Below are 16,561 nucleotides of genomic sequence, written 5' to 3'. Positions count from 1 at the left end.
GGACAAACGTCATGACCGAACACCGCCATCCCGCATCGCCGCTTCTCGACCACTGCCCCGAGACGCTTCCCGCGTCGTCCTATGTCGATCCCGACTGGTACGAGCGCGAGCGGCAGACGATCTGGGCGCGGAACTGGGTCTGCGCGGGCCGGCTTGATGACCTCTCCCCCGGCACGATGCGGCGGTTCGATCTAGCGGGCCACAATCTGATCCTCTGTCGCGACCGGGATGGCCGGGTATCGGCCTTTCACAATACCTGCCGCCACCGCGGCTCGGAACTTTGCATCGAGGATAATGCCGAGCTCGGCAAGCTTATCCGCTGCCCCTACCATGCCTGGGCTTACGATACGAACGGGCGGCTCATCTCGACCGCCTATGCGACGCCGACCGACGATTTCCGCAAGGAGGATCACAGCCTCTTCCCGGTCCACGTCCGGCTCTGGAATGGCTTCGTCTTTCTCACCCTCGCAGACGAGCCCGGCGAACTCGCGCCCGATCTGGGACTGGCCGCACTCGACAACTGGCCGATGGCGGACCTTCGCACGGGCCACCGTCTGGTCAAGGATATCGACTGCAACTGGAAGATCTTCTGGGAAAACTACAACGAATGCCTGCACTGCCCGGGCATCCACCCTGAGCTTTGCGACATGGTCCCGGTCTACCGCGACGGAATCATGTCGCCCGAGGAGAGTTCGAATTGGTCAGCCGACACCGAACGGCCAACCGCGCTGCGCGACAAGGCAGTGACATGGACCATGTCGGGCGAACCCTGCGGCCCGGAATTTCCCAACCTTTCCGCCGACGAACGCGCCAATGGCCATAACTTCGTGACGATCTATCCCACGATGTACATCGTCGCCCATGTCGACTACGTGCGCGCCGTCTCGCTGATGCCGCTCGGGCCGGAACGGACCCGGCTGACCGCCGAATGGCTGTTCCCGGCAGAAACGCTTGCCCAACCCGGCTTTGACGCCGCATCCGTGGCCGCGTTCGCAACCATCGTGATGGCTCAGGATGGTGAGGCCTGCGAGATGAACCAGCGCGGGCTGCGAAGCAGCCACTACCGGCACGGCCGACTGATGCCACAGGAATTCGACATCGCGAAATTCCATGACTGGGTGCGTCGGCAGATGAACACGACCATCGGAGAAACGCCATGAACAAGAGCCTGAAACCGATACCTGTACCGAACGACTGGGACCGCCGGGGCCTCCCGGGCTGGACCTATCATTCGCAGGCGCTGTTCGACCTCGAATGTTCCGAAGTTCTGCTGACCCACTGGCAGGTGGCCGGGCATGTCAGCGACATGCCGGCACCCGGCGACTGGCTGACCTTCGACTTCCTCGACGAACGCGCGCTCATCATCCGGGGCCGCGATGGCGAGGTCCGCGCCTTCCACAATCTCTGCCGCCACCGTGGCGCGCGGCTGGCCGATGGCACATCGGGCCATTGCAAATCCGCGATGGTCTGCCCGTTCCACGGCTGGGTCTATAATCTCGACGGCACGCTCAGGGGGGCGGCGCGGCCCGAAACCTTTGGCGACATGGACCGGTCCAAGTTCGGGCTCAAACCGCTCGACATGGAGATCTGGCACGGCTTCATCTTCCTGCGGTTCCGCGAAGGTCCGCAGCCTTCGGTTGCCGAACTTCTCAAGCCTTTTGACGAGGATTTCGCGGCTTACCGCGCGGCTGAACTGCTGCCCAGCGACGCGCTTGGCCACTGGACGGTCGAACCGCTGCCGATCAACTGGAAATCCATGCGCGACGTGGACAACGAAGGCTACCATGTAGCGATGGCGCATCCCGCGCTGCAGGATCTTTACGGCCGCAGCTACCGCGACATGATCTTTTCCGGCGGCATCTCGCAATCAATCGCCGAATACGGCGACCAGCCCGGCCGCCTATGGTCGGTCCGAAACTACGTGAAATTCAGCAAGGGCCGCGACTGGCTGCCCGATCACTTGCGCAGCAGCTGGACCTATTACGGCATCTTTCCAAATTCGGTCATCGCCTTCACGCCCGAAGGCGCACAGTACTACCAGGACATTCCGCATTCGCTGAACAAGACCGAGATGTCGGGTAGGCTGTACCGCCGCCCGCACGAAACGCGCGAGGAGCGTGCCGCGCGCTACCTGGCTTACCGGATCGACCGAGAAACCTCGGTTGAAGACCAGCAGCTTTCGATCTGGTCCAACGAGTCGATGAAGTCTTCGGCCTTCGATGACTTTCACCTGTCCGACCTCGAATTCGGCGTCCGCACCCACCACGACCGGCTGCGCGCGCTTATTCCGGTCATGACGCTCGAAGACAGTCCACCGGAAGATGAACTCAGTACGATCAACGAAGAAATGCGTAGCGCCGACGCGAAAACCACATAATCTCAACATGAACGGCGACGACTAAGGGAGGAGACCAGCAATGACCAAACTGACAAGAAGAACGACGCTTGCAGCGCTCGGAGCGGGCCTTGCGATGCCGTATGTGCGCCCGTCCTGGGCACAATCCGGCACCGTGAATGTCTATAACTGGGCGGATTACATCGGCGAGACGACGCTCGCGGATTTCGAGGCGCAGACCGGGATCGGGGTCATCTATGACACCTATTCCTCGGCCGAGGAGATGCAGGCCAAGATGCTTGCCGGATCGACGGGCTACGATGTGGTCGACCATGCTGGTATCGACATGCCGCGCGCCATAGCCGCCGGGATCTACGAAGAACTTGACAAGTCCCTGCTGCCCAACTGGGGCAATCTCGACACCGAAATCCTGCGCATCCTGTCGGGTTGGGATGAAGGCAACAAATACGGCATGCCTTACATGTGGGGCTCGGTCGGCTTCACCTACAATGTCGACATGGTGAACGAACGGATCCCCGATGCCGACATGACCTCGATGGATCTGATCTTTGATCCCGAGAATGCCGCGAAGCTCGCCGATTGCGGCATCTCGATCCTCGACAGCCCGACCGACATCATGCTGATGGTGCTGAAATATCTCGGGCTCGACGGCGACACGACGAATGTCGAGGATTACCAGAAGGTCGTTGAGGCGTTTAAACCGATCCGCCAGTACATCCGCACCTTCGACAACACGAACTACCTCAACGCGATCCCGAACGGCGAACTTTGCGCGATCAACAACTGGTCGGGCGACTATGCGACAGCGGCGGGCCGCGCGGCCGAGGCCGGGATCGACATGAACCTCGCCTATTTCGTGCCGAAAACCGGTGCGCCGGCCTGGGTCGATGTGATGTGCATCACCTCGGACTCGCCGAACCGCGAGAACGCGTACAAGTTCCTCGACTTCATGATGCAGCCCGAAGTCGCTGCGGGATGCACGAACTACACCTACTACGCCAATGCCAACGTGCCCGCGCGCGAATTCGTTCTGCAGGAAATCCTCGACGACCCGGCGGTTTATCCCGACGCCGAGACGATCGGCCGGATGTGGGCGCCGAAACCGTTCAGCGAAGAGCAGGACCGGGCCATCACCCGCGCCTGGCAGGACATCAAGTCGGGCTGAACCAACCGGTTCCACTGGCAACCACTCACCGGAGGAGACCGTCTGGATGTCCGAACCTGCGACGAATATTGGCGCGAAAGTCGCGCAGTTTCCGCGCGCCGCCGCGCTGGCCGAAAAGGAACCGCCCTTCATTCGCGTTGAAGGCGTAACGAAGCGGTTCGGATCATTCACGGCGGTCTCCTCCGTCAACCTCGAAATCCGCAAGGGAGAGATCTTTTCTCTCCTCGGCGGTTCGGGCTGCGGCAAGACCACGCTTCTGCGGATGCTCGCCGGGTTCGAGGACCCGACCGAGGGCCGCATCTTTATCGACGGGCAGGACATGACCGACCTGCCCCCTTATGAGCGCCCGGTGAACATGATGTTCCAGTCCTATGCGCTCTTTCCCCATATGACGGTCGAAAAGAACGTCGCCTACGGGCTGAAACATATGGACATGACAGCGTCCCAGCGTGCAGACCGGGTGCGCGAGATGCTGGCGCTTGTGCAGCTTTCCGACTTTTCCCACCGCAAGCCGCACCAGATTTCCGGCGGCCAGCGGCAGCGCGTTGCGCTGGCGCGCGCGCTCGCCAAGCAGCCGAAGCTTCTCTTGCTCGACGAACCGCTCGCCGCGCTCGACAAGAAGCTGCGCGAGGCGACGCAGTTCGAACTGATGGATATTCAGGACAAGACCGGCACGACCTTCATCGTCGTCACCCATGATCAGGAAGAGGCGATGACGCTGTCGTCGCGTCTCGCGGTCATGGACAAGGGCCGGATCATGCAGACCGGCACCGCGACCGAGGTCTATGAATACCCCAATTCGAAACTCGTCGCCGGGTTCATCGGGTCGATCAACTTCTTCGACGCGACGATTCGGGGTGTGCGCGACGAGGTCGCAACCGTGGACGCGCCAGAACTTGGCGCCACGGTCGAGGCGCGCGCGATCCCGGGCCTCACGCCCGGCCAACAGATCACGCTGGCAATCCGTCCCGAAAAACTGACGATCTCGCGGTCGAAACCCGAAGGGCCAAACGCCATTTCCGGCAAGGTCCGCGACCTCGCCTATTTCGGCAAGGACTCACTCTACCGTATCGAACTGCCATCCGGGCGTGTGCTGTCCATCAACTCGGTCAACTCGCGGCGCGTCGGTGAAAACGAGAGGGTCGCGGACTGGGAAGACGCGGTCTGGCTGTCGTTCGACCCCTCGTCGGCCATCCTGCTGAAGGACTGATCCGATGAGCCTCTCGTCACGCTCTGCAAGCTTGCGGAAATGGTTCAACCGGCGCGGCTGGATCAAGATCACCATCGCGACCCCCTATATCTGGCTGGCGCTGTTCTTCCTTCTGCCTTTCGTCATCGTCATGGCGATGAGCTTCGCCACGCGCACACCGACCGCCCCACCCTTCTCCTTCGGCGGTGACTATCCGGTGATGAACACCGACCACTATGCGCGGCTTTTCAGCGACGACCTCTATATCCGCGCCTATCTGAATTCCATCGGCAACGCGACATTCGCGACCTTGATGTGCCTTCTGATCGGCTATCCGATGGCTTTGGGCCTGACGCGGGTCAGCCGGTCATGGCGCAACGTCCTCCTGATGCTGGTGATCCTGCCGTTCTGGACCTCGTTCCTTTTGCGGGTCTATGCGTGGATGGGGCTCATGGGCACGAACAGCTGGTTCAACAAGCTTCTGACGGGCGCCTACAACTGGATCGTCCCGTCCGACATGGCGCTGCGCTACATCCCGATGATGAATACCGGCTTCGCGGTCGTGCTGGTGACGGTCTATTCCTATCTGCCGTTCATGATCCTGCCGCTCTATGCCAATCTTGAAAAGCTCGACATCTCGCTGAACGAAGCGGCGATGGATCTCGGATCGAAACCGTTTCAGGTCTTCCGCGACGTGACGCTGCCCCTGTCGGTGCCGGGTATCATCGCCGGATCGCTTCTGGTGTTCATCCCGGCCTCGGGCGAACTGATCATCCCCTCGCTCGTCGGCTCCTCCTCACGGCCGATGATCGGCCGCGTCATCTCCGACGAATTCGCCTCGGCGCGGGACTGGCCGATGGCCTCGGCCGTGGCCGTGGCGCTCCTCCTCCTCCTCGTCGTACCGCTGATGATCTACACCTATTACGACGGCAAGGCGCATGAGAAAGCACAGAAGGAGGCAACATGAACCGCCGGCCCGTCTTCCTGATCACAATGCTCTGCTTCGGATTCGCTTTCTTCTACATCCCGATCATTTCGATGATGGTCTATTCGTTCAACGGATCGCGGCTGGCGACCGTCTGGGGCGGGTTCTCCACCAAGTGGTACATCTCGCTGCTGTCCAACCGGCAGGTCCTGAAGGCGGTTATCCTGTCCTTGGAGATCGCGGTCCTCAGCGCCACGGTCGCGACCATCCTCGGCACCATGGCGGGCATCGCGATGGCGCGGTTCAAGAGGTTCCGCGGACGCACCTTGTTTTCCGGTCTCGTGACCGCCCCGCTCGTCATGCCCGAAGTGATCACCGGCATCGCCTCGCTCATGCTCTTCATACTGATGGCCGAATATATCGGCTGGCCCGCGACGCGCGGCTTCACCACGGTGACGCTGGCCCACATCACCTTCTCAATGGTCTTCGTCACGACCATCGTCCATTCCCGCCTCGTCCAAGCCGATGAGGCCATTGAAGAGGCCGCGATGGATCTGGGCAGCCGCCCATGGCAGGTGATGAAGGATATCACGCTGCCGGTCATCTCCCCTGCAATCCTGTCGGGCTGGCTTCTGGCCTTCACCATCTCGCTCGACGATGTGGTTATCACGAACTTCACCACCGGGCCGGGCACGACGACCCTGCCGATCCTGATCTGGTCGAAGGTCAAGCTTGGCGTCACGCCTGATATCAATGCTCTGGCGACGATCACGGTGGTGATCGTGGGCATTGGGGTCTTTACCGCGGGCTGGCTCCTGAACCGCGCGGAAAAGCGCCGCGAGCTTGACATCCAGCTTGCCTATCAGGCCAACCAATGACCGCACGGGACGATGCGCGCGCACGTGTCGACCTTTACGCCGCGCTTGGACAGCCGGGTTCGGGGCGCGTGCGTTATGCCGCCGCGATGTACTTCAACTGCAAGGGTCTGCTGTCATCCGAGGCCCTTGAGGTCTACCGCATCTGCTCGGCGCGCGATGGTGACGACCCCGCGGCACTCATGGCGACGCGCGGTCTTGCACCGAACCTGCCCCCTCCGCCCGATCTGAACCGCGAGCAGGCATTGCGGCTTCTGCTGGATGAGGTCGACCGCTATCTCGCGACCCTCCCCGGTGCCGGTATCGCAGAATCCCGCGCCGGACTGGCTGCCCTCCGCGATGGTCCCGTGCGGCCTGAACCACGCGGCCCGGACGCGACCGTCCGCGCCTATCTGCCCGCAGCGCTTGCGGCACTCACCGACAGTCACCCTGCCCTTGCCACCGCGATCGAAATGGCCGAACCGCATCTGTGCTGGCGCGTCTATGACAGCTACCCCCCGGAACAGATCGGCACCGCTTTCAACGCCGGCCACGCCTATACCTCGCTGATCGGAGAGGGCGCGATTGCCGCCGACGACTTCGATCTCGGCCTTTTCCTGATCGCGCCCGGTCTGCTCTACCGCGACCACGCGCATCCCGCGCCAGAGCTTTATGCACCCCTGACCGGACCGCATGGCTGGCGCTTCGCTCCGGAAGGACCGATCACCGTCAAACCCGCGCATGAGCCGGTCTGGAACGAGCCCGGCCAGCCGCATCTGACCAAGGTGGGCCCGGTTCCGTTCCTGTGCATCTACTGCTGGACACGCGACGTGAACGAACCCGCGCAGATCATCGCGGCCACGGACTGGGACGCGCTTGAACGTCAGAAAATCAGCGCCTGACCCAGATCAGGCAAGAGAGGGAGGACGGGGACATGGAAGCGGAAGGTGGCGAGCTTTATCACAGACGCCTGATAGACATGCTCGAGGCTCTCTGGGGCACGGGCTTCCTGTCCCCGGGCGGTCCGGACGAGGTCGGTCGGGTCGTTGCCGGAATGCACCTCGGCGGCAAGGCCATTCTCGACATCGGTTGCGGCGCGGGCGGGATCGACGTCGCGCTCATCAGCAACCACGGCGCGGGTTACGTCACCGGGATCGACGTCGAGGACACCGTTCTGACCCGCGCCCGCGAAGTGATCTCGGACGCCGGGCTGTCGGATCGCATCGGCTGCCTGAAAGTCGTTCCCGGCCCTCTGCCCTTCCCGCCCTCTACCTTCGACATCGTCTTTTCCAAAGACTCCATCGTCCACATCCCCGACAAGCACGCCCTCATGCGCGAGGTCTTCCGCGTGCTGCGCCCCGGGGGATGGTTCATCGCGTCAGACTGGCTGATCGGCCATGACGGCGCGCCAAGCGCCGAGATGGCCGCCTATATCGCCGCCGAGGGGCTCGATTTCGGCATGGCCTCACCCGGCCGCTACCGCGAGGCCATGGTCGAAGCAGGCTTCACCGACATCACGATCACAAGCCGCAACCCCTGGTACCGCGACACCGCAAGATCGGAACTTGACCGCCTCAAAGGCCCGGTCGGGCAGGCGGCGGCCAAGCTGGTCGGGCAGGATTTCGTGGATGACAATATCGGCATCTGGCAAAGGATGATCCCCGTGCTGGACACCGGCGAGCATTGCCCGACCCACCTCAAGGCCCGCAAACCCCAATGACCGCGAACACACATTCCGTTGACCTGATCGTCATCAATGCGCGCATCGTCACGATGGACGGGGCGATTCCCTATGCGGAGGCGCTGGCTGTCCGGAACGGGCGTGTCGCGGCGCTAGGGAACAGTGCCGATATCCGGGCATTGGCGCATGCCACCACCCGGGTGATCGACGCGGGCGGGCGGCTGGTGCTGCCGGGGTTTCAGGACACCCATATCCATCTTCAGGACAGCGGGCAGGATTACAGCCGGAACGCCGATCTTTCTGCCGCGCGCAGCCCTGACGACATCGTGGCGACATTGTCGGCCTTCGCGAAAACGCACTCCCGGCCATGGGTCAATGGCACCGGCTGGTATTCTGGCATCTTCACCGCGCAGAACCTCGACCGTCATCTTCTCGACCGGGCGGTTCCCGACCGGCCCTGCCTGATCGTCGCCTCGGACGGGCATAACGGCTGCATGAATACGCTCGGCTGCAAGGCGGTCGGGCTAGAACCCGGAACGCCCGATCCGCAGAACGGCCATTTCGTTACGGATGCCAGTGGCGAGCCCACCGGCATGCTCTACGAAAACGCGGTCATGTGGGCCGAAAGCCGTATGCCTCACCCCTCCGACGCCGACTTTGCCGCAGGCGTGAAATGGGCGCAGGCGCTCGCCCATCGCCATGGCATCACCGGCGTCATCGACGCCAAGGTGGAGGAGCGCCATGTCCGCGTCTACCGCGCGCTGGAAGCTGCGGGCGAGCTGACATTGCGGGTGGCGGCAACCGCGCTCGTCAACGCGTTCGACACGACGGAAGGCGCGGTCGAGCGTCTGACTGCCTTCCGAGCCAGCGCGAGGGGGCCGCGCTTCAAGGTGCATTCGGCCAAGTTCTTCCTCGACGGCGTCGTCGAGAACCGGACAGCCGCGATGATCGCGCCCTATTCGGACGCCGAGGGCGGCAACGCGCCCCTGATGTTCACGCCCGACCAGATCAACGAGATGTTCACGGCCTTCGACGCCGCGCGCTTCCAGATCCACGTCCACGCCATAGGCGACATGGCGGTTCGGGCCGCGCTCGACGGCTGCGAGGCGGCGCGGATCGCGAATGGCGACTGGCCCTCGCTACACCAGATCGCCCATATCCAGTTCCTCGATCCCGCCGATATTCCGCGCTTCCGGGCGCTCGGGGTCATGGCCAATGTCCAGCCGCTCTGGGCCCGCGACGAACCGTCTGTGACTGATGTCGCCGTGCCGATGGTCGGCAATGTACGCAGCCGCTGGATCTATGCGTTCCGGTCGCTGCTTGATGGCGGCGCCGCGATGGCCCTGTCCAGCGACTGGGGCGTTTCCACCCTGAATCCGTTCGAGATCATCGAAACCGCCGTCACCCGCCAGCCCCCCGCAGCCGAAGGCAAAGTGCCGCCCTTCGTTCCTGAAGAGCGCATCACACGGATGGAAGCTGTCGCGGGCTACACGACCGAAGCCGCGGCGGCAGCCTGGAGATTGGCCGAAACCGGCTCTCTCGCCATTGGCAAGGCGGCGGATCTGATCCTGCTCGACCGCGACATCTTCACCTGCCCCGACCATGAAATCGGAAGCACGAGCGTCATCATGACGGTGGTCGGCGGCGACGTGGTTTACAAACAGATATGAGACCGGTTTAGCGGCCGAAATATCCGGCGATGGCATGGAACGCCGCAACCGTATCCTTCATGCGCTGCGGATTTGTGGCCTCGGGCCATGTGGAGAGTTTCACAAAGACCATGCCGCGCTCGGGTGATACATAGATGCATTGCCCGAAGACACCGAGGCAGAAATGGCCTTGGCGGTCCCGGTCCTCGATCCAAAACTGGTTCCGGTAGCAGCCGTTCGGGAAGTAATCCCGCCCATGGTCGTTGAAATGGCCGTGATCGCCGCCTTGCACATCAGCGATCCAGGCATGGGGAATGACCTGACGCCCCGCAACCATGCCACCGTCGAGGTAAAGCTGACCGAAGCGGGCGAGATCGCGCAGGCCGGCGTTGAAGCCGCCGCAGGCCAGTGCGTAACCAGACGGATCGACGGTAAAATAGGCCTCCGCCTCGGCCCCGAGCGGTTTCCAGAGCCGATCCGAGACGATTTCGGGCAGACGCTGTCCCGTCACCCGCTCCATCGCATGGGCAAGTACATCGGTTTCAATCGACCGGTATTCGAACCGCGCGCCATGCGCGGCCTCTGCGGTCGTCAGCGACAGGATCTGGTCATGGACCGAACCAGGCCAGTCGACGTGTTCATAGCCGGGCGGAACCGGTTTCCAGCCCGATGCGACATCCATCTTGCCGATATCGCTCATACGGTTCGCATAGTCGGATTCGTCGAACCGAACGCCCGACGTCATATCCATGACCTGGCCGAGCTTAGCACCGGCCCAAGCTGTGGTGGCGAGTTCCGGAAGGACATCGGTGACCAGCGCATAAGGATCGAGCAGCCCCTCCTCGATCAGCGGCGCGGCAGCGGTCGCGGTTATGGACTTCGACACCGACTGCATAAGGTGCAGCGATCCGAGGCTCATACCGTTCCAGTAGGATTCGTGGATGATCCTGCCATCCATCAGCACCAGAAAGCCGTCTGTATAGGTCCGGTCGATCCATTCGGCGACGGTCGTGGGGCCTGTGCCCGTGTCAAAGGTTATCCCCTCGATCGGTGCCGCCGCCTCTTCAAGTGGCCGCACATGATCGCCACGCGGGACCGGTGCGGTCGGCAACAACTTGCGCATATGCTGGAAGGCCCAGCGATTCCAGGGCGGCCTGTCCCAGTCGATCATCGGCACCCGCCATTCGGGCGGTGGTGGCGTGCCCACCATGATCGGCGGAGGTGTCTCGGAATTGAGATAACTGTTCATTCTGTTCCCTTCCGTCCCCTGCCTCTTACCGCTCGCCCGCGACATCCTTGTGCACGATCACATCGCATTGCGGCCATGTCTCGATGATCTTCCGGCGCAATCCGGCACCGATGGCATGGGCGTCGCGCAGCGACTGATCCCCGTCCAGCTCAATATGGATATTTACGAAAACCCTGCTGCCCGCCATCCGCGTCTTCAGATCGTGGAAACCATGCACGCCCGGCCAGGTTCCGGCAAGCTCGCCGATTGCGGCGATCAGCTCGGGGTCCGCACGCCGATCCATAAGCGCATCCCAGGCCCCCTTGCCGATCCGTATCGCGCCGAAGATCAGCATCAGGGCTGCGGCGAGGGCCACCACGCTGTCAACCTGACCGACACCAAAATGGCGCGAGATCCACAAGGCGCCGATGGCGCCCACGGACGGCATCAGGTCGGACATGTAATGCAAAGAATCCGCCGCAACGACCTTGTTGCCGGTCATCCGCGCGACCCGCCTCTGCCAGAGCACGAGCGCCACCGTCAGAAGGATCGACACCACCATGACGGCGATACCACGCCCCTCTTGCGCAAGTGCAGTCGGCGTATCGGACAGGAGCCTTCGCACCGCTCCGGTGCCGATAACAACGCCCGAAATGACGATAAACACCGATTGCGCAAGGGCCGCCAGGTCCTCGACCGAGGTATGGCCGAATGCGTGATCTTCATCGGCGGGCCGCGCCGCGTAGAAGATCGCCATCAGCCCACCCAAGGACATCATCAGGTCAAGCGCACTGTCCGCCAGCGAGGCCGCGACCGACAGCGCCGAAGTGGCGCCAAGCGCCCAGAGTTTGAGCGCCACGAGGATCAGCGCGACCGAGACCGAGGCGATCCCGGCGGATAGGTTGAGAGAAGTCTTTTGCACGTGCTTGATCCGGCAGGTCTTTGACCGGGCTCATACCATCCCCGGACGGGGCGCGAAAGGCGTACCGCTCTCACGGCGCAGCGCAGGCAAGGTGGAACGCCACACTGTCACTGTCCTGCCCGTTCACCCTGAGTGTGATGGCATGTTGCCCCGGATAGTGCCGCCGGGTCGTGACCTCGCGAAAGCGGTGGGTACGCCGAAATTCTCGGCTTTCCCCGGCTTGAAGCGTCAGCGTCGCCCCCTTGAACACCTTCGGAGAAAGCTGGCCATTCGCCTTTCGGAAGTGGAGGACGTAATCGACCGTCAGCTCCTGCGGCCCTGCCGCTGTCGAAGTGAGGTTGGCGGCAATGGTCAGGTCTTCGCCCATCCCGACCCGGTCCGCCGAAAGATGCGGCACGACCGGCGCAAGGCGTGGTGGCATCCGGCCGAAGACGGCAAGCGTATCGGCATCGCCCGCCTTGATCAGTCCGCGGCAGGCGTGGCGCAGGAGCGCCCGGCGCGGTTGATCCGCACCATCCATCCAGTCCCGCGCGATGCGCGTCACGAGGGTGGGATGATCCTTGGCGATATCGTTCAGATGGTTTGCAACGGACCGCCGGACATATTCCTCGGGATCGTCGCGCAGCCGTGTCAGCAGCGGTAGGGCCGGTGCGGGATCGGCCCTGAGCGCGGGCAATTGCATGGCCCATGGAAGACGTGGGCGCGTTCCTTCCGAAACCAGACGGCGCACATGGCGGTTTGGGTCATCAGCCCAACGCGACATGATCAACAGGGCCCGGTCCTGATCGGCCAGCAGGAAATGGCGGATGCCGAATTCCGACGAAAAGCGCTTGGTCATCTCGGCCAGCGCCGCCATCGAACTGTCGAACGCGTCCAGCCCGTGCTGGCCGACGATCATGGTCAGCGGCAAGATACCCCAGCCACAGATGCCGTCTTCATCCGACGGCGCGGCGGCATGGTCCAGAGGATCGGGATGCAACACCGCCGTCAGGATGCGGTTGCGTTCCTCCGCATCGCCCGGCAACTGCGCATGTAGCGCATCCGCAATCAGCTGGGCGCGGGCTTTCAGTTCCAGCGCCTCCAAACCGGGCAAGACCGCATTCTCGAAGGCTCCGGCCTTAAATCCTGCCCAATGGCGTGACATCAGACGCCCGATCAGGCTCACGAGGCCGGGTGAATAGACGGATTTAAACGGTTCCATGAGGGTCCCCGACCATGGCAAGACCCGAAGGACCCTGCCATGGTCGGGGACGGAGCGCCAAGCCCGTGAGTGACGCGCTCCTGCCACCCTCCTGTCAGGAGGATGACGGCTACCCGATCAGCTGAGCGTAGAAGTCGTAGGCACCGGCGGTGGTCGAAAGCTGGTTGGTGCCCTGCGTGTCACCGGCATAGGCCATGATCGCCCGATGCGTCTGCGGCCCGAACGAACCATCGATGCCGCCATGGTAGTAGCCCCAGTTCGACAACCGGGTCTGCACCGCGCGACGCTCATGGGCCGAGAGTCTGTTAAAGGCCTGCGCCGCCGGGCTCGAATAAATGCCGGACTGATAGGACGGTTGCTGATAGCTCGGCTGGTAGGTTGGCTGCTGATAGCTTGCCGGGGCGCGGTAGGTCTGAGCCGGCGGCTGGTACTGCGGCTGGGTATAGCGCTGGGTCGTGGCCGGTTGGCTGTTGCGGTTGTTCAGGATCACCGCGCCGATGATGGCAGCTGCGGCGAGACCCTTGACGAGGTCCTGTTCCTTCTTGCCCCAGGCATGGGCGGGGGCGGCGGCGGTCATTGCCAGCGACAGGGCGGCAATACCGGAAATCGTGGTGCGTCTGACATTGGGCAGCATGTCGTTTCCTTTCGTGCTGAACACTTGCCCCGATATGGCCGACCGCGGGTTGCTAGGCAAAATCAGCCCCTCGTTATGCGATAACCGGGCGCCCGGTGTCCGCTTTGCGCCTGTTTTGTATCGAAAATTTTTTCGCCCAACCACCAAGGATTGACGCCGCCCCTGCGTCATAGTTCCGTCATGCGCATGCAAACACCGGATGAGGCCCTGGCGATTGCCGCCGCGAACGGAGACCGCGAAGCCTTCGCGGCGCTCCTCAACCGGCATTACGACCGGGTCTTCGGGTTGTCATTCCGTCTGACCGGGTCGAAGGCCGAGGCTGAGGACCTGACGCAGGACATATGTCTGGCGCTGCCCGCCAAGCTTGGCAGCTACCGGCAGGCTGCGCGGTTCACGACCTGGCTCTACCGGGTCACCGTCAATGCCGCCCATGACCGCCGCCGCCGGATGGCGACGCACCGGAAGGCAGCGGATGGCTGGGGCGACTGGGAGATTGCACGGCGCGCCGAGATTGCCGAGGCCGAGGAGGCCGAAGACTGGCTGACCGCCACGATGGCGCGGCTGACGCCGGAACTGAGGGATACGGTCGCGCTGACGCTGGGCGAGGAGCTGAGCCAGAAGGACGCGGCCGAAGTGCTCGGCGTTTCCGAAGGCACCGTCGCCTGGCGGATGAGCGAGGTCAAGAAACGCCTGCGCGAAATGGCGCGGGCGGAGGGCATGTTATGAGCGATGAATTCGACAAGCTTCGCGCGGGCCTGAAGGCCAACCCCGCCCCCGATCCGGCGGCGAAGGCCGAAACCCTGCGCCTCGCGACGGAAAACTTCGACCGCCACCAAGAAACCGCGACCAAGCCGCGTCCCAATCAGGACCGCCCCGAACGGGCGGGTGTTCTGACAGGAGTACGCGAGATGTTCACGAAACTCACGACCCGCGGCGCACTCGCCGCCACCGCCTCCGTCGCCGCCATTGGGATCGGCGTGATGATCTGGCCGAGCCTTGAGGGGCAGAAGGTCACGCCGCAACCGACAGTGCCAGTTGTGCAGGAACCCGCACCTGCTGAAAACGAAAACCGCTTGCGGCAGGCGGAGACCAAGGAGGAATTCGACGACACGGCGATTGCCGATGCGAAGACCTCCTCAGATGCCTTGGGCCGGGCGGAAACCGTCGTGGAGGCAGCACCCATGGTGATGGCCGAGGAACCTGTGATCGTGATGGATGAACCGGCAATCGCGCTGGCCGCACCGGCCGCCGAATCTGTCGCGACGGCGAAAAGTGCCAACGGCAACTCCCCGCAATTCAGCGGTTACGCGCAGAGCGGGATAGCACTTCCAGAGGCCGAGATCGCTCCGCTTCCCGAACCGGATACCGAAGCCTACGCCAACGATGACCCGAACCCGGTGAAGATCGTGGCGGAGGAACCGGTTTCCACCTTCTCCATCGACACCGACACCGCGTCCTACTCGGTCATCCGCTCCTCGCTAACGAACGGCTATCTCCCCCCGAAGGAGGCCGTCCGGATCGAGGAGATGGTGAACTACTTCCCCTACGACTACGCCGCACCGGATGCGGGCGAGGCTCCGTTCCGCGCCTCGGTGAGCCTCTTCCAGACGCCCTGGAACGAGAACACGCAGCTACTGCGGATCGGCATTCAGGGCGAACTGCCCGCAACTGATGACCGCCCGCCGCTGAACCTCGTCTTCCTCATCGACACGTCCGGCTCGATGGACGACCCGAAGAAGCTGCCGCTTCTGAAACAGTCCTTCGGCCTGATGCTCGGCCAGCTCCGCCCCGAGGACCGGGTGGCCATCGTCACCTATGCCGGTTCCGCCGGTCTGGTGCTGGAACCCACCGCCGCGTCCGAGCGCGCCACCATCCTCGCCGCGCTCGACCGACTCGACGCGGGCGGCTCGACCGCCGGGGCGGAAGGCTTGCGGCAGGCCTATCAGGTCGCCGAGAGCATGGCCGAGGACGGGCGGATCGGCCGGGTCCTTCTGGCCACCGACGGCGATTTCAACGTCGGCATCCATGACCCCGAGGAATTGAAGGATTTCATCGCGAAGAAACGCGACAGCGGCACCTACCTGTCCGTCCTCGGCTTCGGGCGCGGCAATCTCGACGACGCGACGATGCAAGCCCTCGCGCAGAACGGCAACGGCACGGCGGCCTATATCGACACGCTTTCAGAGGCACAGAAGGTGCTCGTGGATCAACTCTCGGGCGCGCTCTTCCCCATTGCCGACGACGTCAAGATCCAGATCGAGTTCAACCCCGCCGCCGTCGCCGAATACCGGCTGATCGGCTATGAGACGCGGGCGCTCGCGCGCGAGGATTTCAACAACGACAAGGTCGATGCGGGAGAGATCGGCGCGGGCCATCAGGTAACGGCGCTTTACGAGGTCACGCCGGTCGGAAGTCCTGCCATCCTGAGCGACCCGCTACGCTATGCCGAACCCACGCTTGCAGGCGATGTCGCCGAACTCGGCTTCCTCAAGCTCCGCCACAAGCAACCGGGCGAAGAGATCTCGACGCTCATCGAAAACCCGATCCCGGTAACGCCGGGCGAGGCCGATGCCGACGCGAACTTCGCCGCCGCCATCGCGGGAATGGGCCAGCTTCTCAGCGATCCGAAGTATCTGGGGGAATGGGGTTGGGACGAGGCGATCGGGCTTGCGAACGCTGTGCGAGGTGAAGACCCGTTCGGCTACCGCGCCGAAGCTGTGCAACTGATGCGGCTTGCCCAGAGCCTTGCCCGGTGAC

15 protein-coding genes are annotated in these 16,561 nt (G+C 63.3%); 11 read left to right on the top strand and 4 right to left on the bottom strand.

Features of this window, described 5'->3' with window-relative positions; translation table 11 throughout:
• Positions 1-11 precede the first annotated feature (11 nt).
• Genes QKW60_RS10060 through QKW60_RS10020 form a run of 9 tightly spaced genes read left to right on the top strand, consistent with a single transcriptional unit; the run spans position 12 to position 9,840 of the window.
• Complete coding sequence (locus QKW60_RS10060; RefSeq protein ID WP_282368461.1) at positions 12-1,160, top strand: aromatic ring-hydroxylating oxygenase subunit alpha; 1,149 nt, start codon at positions 12-14, stop codon at positions 1,158-1,160.
• Positions 1,157-2,377: an aromatic ring-hydroxylating oxygenase subunit alpha gene (locus QKW60_RS10055; RefSeq protein WP_282368460.1), complete on the top strand. Its 1,221-nt coding sequence runs from the start codon at positions 1,157-1,159 to the stop codon at positions 2,375-2,377. The genes QKW60_RS10060 and QKW60_RS10055 overlap by 4 nt, the downstream gene beginning before the upstream one ends.
• Positions 2,378-2,417: 40 nt before the next feature.
• Entirely contained in the window at positions 2,418-3,521 is a 1,104-nt protein-coding gene (locus QKW60_RS10050; RefSeq protein WP_282368459.1) for a polyamine ABC transporter substrate-binding protein, read from the top strand.
• Positions 3,522-3,567: 46 nt separating this feature from the next.
• Positions 3,568-4,731, top strand: coding sequence for an ABC transporter ATP-binding protein (locus tag QKW60_RS10045; protein ID WP_282368458.1), 1,164 nt, complete (start codon positions 3,568-3,570; stop codon positions 4,729-4,731).
• Between the two features lie 4 nt (positions 4,732-4,735).
• Positions 4,736-5,677 (top strand): ABC transporter permease, encoded by a 942-nt coding sequence (locus QKW60_RS10040; protein WP_282368457.1) that lies wholly within the window; start codon positions 4,736-4,738, stop codon positions 5,675-5,677.
• Complete coding sequence (locus QKW60_RS10035) at positions 5,674-6,513, top strand: ABC transporter permease subunit (protein ID WP_263738779.1); 840 nt, start codon at positions 5,674-5,676, stop codon at positions 6,511-6,513. Before QKW60_RS10040 ends, QKW60_RS10035 begins: the two co-directional genes overlap by 4 nt.
• On the top strand, positions 6,510-7,391 hold the full coding sequence (locus QKW60_RS10030) for a dimethylsulfonioproprionate lyase family protein (RefSeq protein ID WP_282368456.1): 882 nt from the start codon (positions 6,510-6,512) through the stop codon (positions 7,389-7,391). The genes QKW60_RS10035 and QKW60_RS10030 overlap by 4 nt, the downstream gene beginning before the upstream one ends.
• Positions 7,392-7,423: 32 nt before the next feature.
• Positions 7,424-8,209 carry a methyltransferase domain-containing protein gene (locus QKW60_RS10025; RefSeq protein ID WP_282368455.1) on the top strand — a complete coding sequence of 262 codons (786 nt, stop codon included), beginning with the start codon at positions 7,424-7,426 and terminating at the stop codon, positions 8,207-8,209.
• Positions 8,206-9,840 carry an amidohydrolase gene (locus QKW60_RS10020; protein ID WP_282368454.1) on the top strand — a complete coding sequence of 545 codons (1,635 nt, stop codon included), beginning with the start codon at positions 8,206-8,208 and terminating at the stop codon, positions 9,838-9,840. The genes QKW60_RS10025 and QKW60_RS10020 overlap by 4 nt, the downstream gene beginning before the upstream one ends.
• A 7-nt stretch (positions 9,841-9,847) precedes the next feature.
• On the opposite strand, the gene QKW60_RS10015 is transcribed toward QKW60_RS10020, so the two are convergent.
• The 4 genes from QKW60_RS10015 to QKW60_RS10000 form a co-directional block, all read right to left on the bottom strand.
• Positions 9,848-11,068 carry a serine hydrolase domain-containing protein gene (locus QKW60_RS10015; protein ID WP_282368453.1) on the bottom strand — a complete coding sequence of 407 codons (1,221 nt, stop codon included), beginning with the start codon at positions 11,066-11,068 and terminating at the stop codon, positions 9,848-9,850.
• 25 nt (positions 11,069-11,093) lie between these two features.
• Positions 11,094-11,969, bottom strand: coding sequence for a cation diffusion facilitator family transporter (locus tag QKW60_RS10010; protein ID WP_282368452.1), 876 nt, complete (start codon positions 11,967-11,969; stop codon positions 11,094-11,096).
• Between the two features lie 70 nt (positions 11,970-12,039).
• Complete coding sequence (locus tag QKW60_RS10005) at positions 12,040-13,170, bottom strand: DNA alkylation repair protein (protein WP_282368451.1); 1,131 nt, start codon at positions 13,168-13,170, stop codon at positions 12,040-12,042.
• A gap of 109 nt (positions 13,171-13,279) precedes the next feature.
• Positions 13,280-13,804, bottom strand: coding sequence for a peptidoglycan-binding protein (locus tag QKW60_RS10000; RefSeq protein WP_282368450.1), 525 nt, complete (start codon positions 13,802-13,804; stop codon positions 13,280-13,282).
• 186 nt (positions 13,805-13,990) lie between these two features.
• Here QKW60_RS10000 and QKW60_RS09995 point away from each other — a divergent pair, with 186 nt between their 5' ends.
• Both QKW60_RS09995 and QKW60_RS09990 read left to right on the top strand, forming a co-directional pair.
• On the top strand, positions 13,991-14,530 hold the full coding sequence (locus tag QKW60_RS09995; RefSeq protein WP_282368449.1) for an RNA polymerase sigma factor: 540 nt from the start codon (positions 13,991-13,993) through the stop codon (positions 14,528-14,530).
• Positions 14,527-16,560, top strand: a complete 2,034-nt coding sequence (locus tag QKW60_RS09990; RefSeq protein WP_282368448.1) for a vWA domain-containing protein — start codon at positions 14,527-14,529, stop codon at positions 16,558-16,560. Before QKW60_RS09995 ends, QKW60_RS09990 begins: the two co-directional genes overlap by 4 nt.
• Position 16,561 lies beyond the last annotated feature (1 nt).

It is taken from the genome of Albidovulum aestuarii (assembly GCF_029961185.1).
Lineage (GTDB): Bacteria > Pseudomonadota > Alphaproteobacteria > Rhodobacterales > Rhodobacteraceae > Albidovulum > Albidovulum aestuarii.
The sequence above is the reverse complement of the archived record's forward strand: the minus strand, read 5'-3'. Positions and strand labels throughout refer to the sequence as shown.

What these genes read in the sequence shown, in the direction of transcription:
- QKW60_RS10060 (WP_282368461.1), top strand. Translation starts at nt 12, where the DNA reads ATGACCGAACACCGCCATCCCGCATCGCCGCTTCTCGACCACTGCCCC.
- QKW60_RS10055 (WP_282368460.1), top strand. Translation starts at nt 1,157, where the DNA reads ATGAACAAGAGCCTGAAACCGATACCTGTACCGAACGACTGGGACCGC.
- QKW60_RS10050 (WP_282368459.1), top strand. Translation starts at nt 2,418, where the DNA reads ATGACCAAACTGACAAGAAGAACGACGCTTGCAGCGCTCGGAGCGGGC.
- QKW60_RS10045 (WP_282368458.1), top strand. Translation starts at nt 3,568, where the DNA reads ATGTCCGAACCTGCGACGAATATTGGCGCGAAAGTCGCGCAGTTTCCG.
- QKW60_RS10040 (WP_282368457.1), top strand. Translation starts at nt 4,736, where the DNA reads ATGAGCCTCTCGTCACGCTCTGCAAGCTTGCGGAAATGGTTCAACCGG.
- QKW60_RS10035 (WP_263738779.1), top strand. Translation starts at nt 5,674, where the DNA reads ATGAACCGCCGGCCCGTCTTCCTGATCACAATGCTCTGCTTCGGATTC.
- QKW60_RS10030 (WP_282368456.1), top strand. Translation starts at nt 6,510, where the DNA reads ATGACCGCACGGGACGATGCGCGCGCACGTGTCGACCTTTACGCCGCG.
- QKW60_RS10025 (WP_282368455.1), top strand. Translation starts at nt 7,424, where the DNA reads ATGGAAGCGGAAGGTGGCGAGCTTTATCACAGACGCCTGATAGACATG.
- QKW60_RS10020 (WP_282368454.1), top strand. Translation starts at nt 8,206, where the DNA reads ATGACCGCGAACACACATTCCGTTGACCTGATCGTCATCAATGCGCGC.
- QKW60_RS10015 (WP_282368453.1), bottom strand. Translation starts at nt 11,068, where the DNA reads ATGAACAGTTATCTCAATTCCGAGACACCTCCGCCGATCATGGTGGGC.
- QKW60_RS10005 (WP_282368451.1), bottom strand. Translation starts at nt 13,170, where the DNA reads ATGGAACCGTTTAAATCCGTCTATTCACCCGGCCTCGTGAGCCTGATC.
- QKW60_RS10000 (WP_282368450.1), bottom strand. Translation starts at nt 13,804, where the DNA reads ATGCTGCCCAATGTCAGACGCACCACGATTTCCGGTATTGCCGCCCTG.
- QKW60_RS09995 (WP_282368449.1), top strand. Translation starts at nt 13,991, where the DNA reads ATGCAAACACCGGATGAGGCCCTGGCGATTGCCGCCGCGAACGGAGAC.
- QKW60_RS09990 (WP_282368448.1), top strand. Translation starts at nt 14,527, where the DNA reads ATGAGCGATGAATTCGACAAGCTTCGCGCGGGCCTGAAGGCCAACCCC.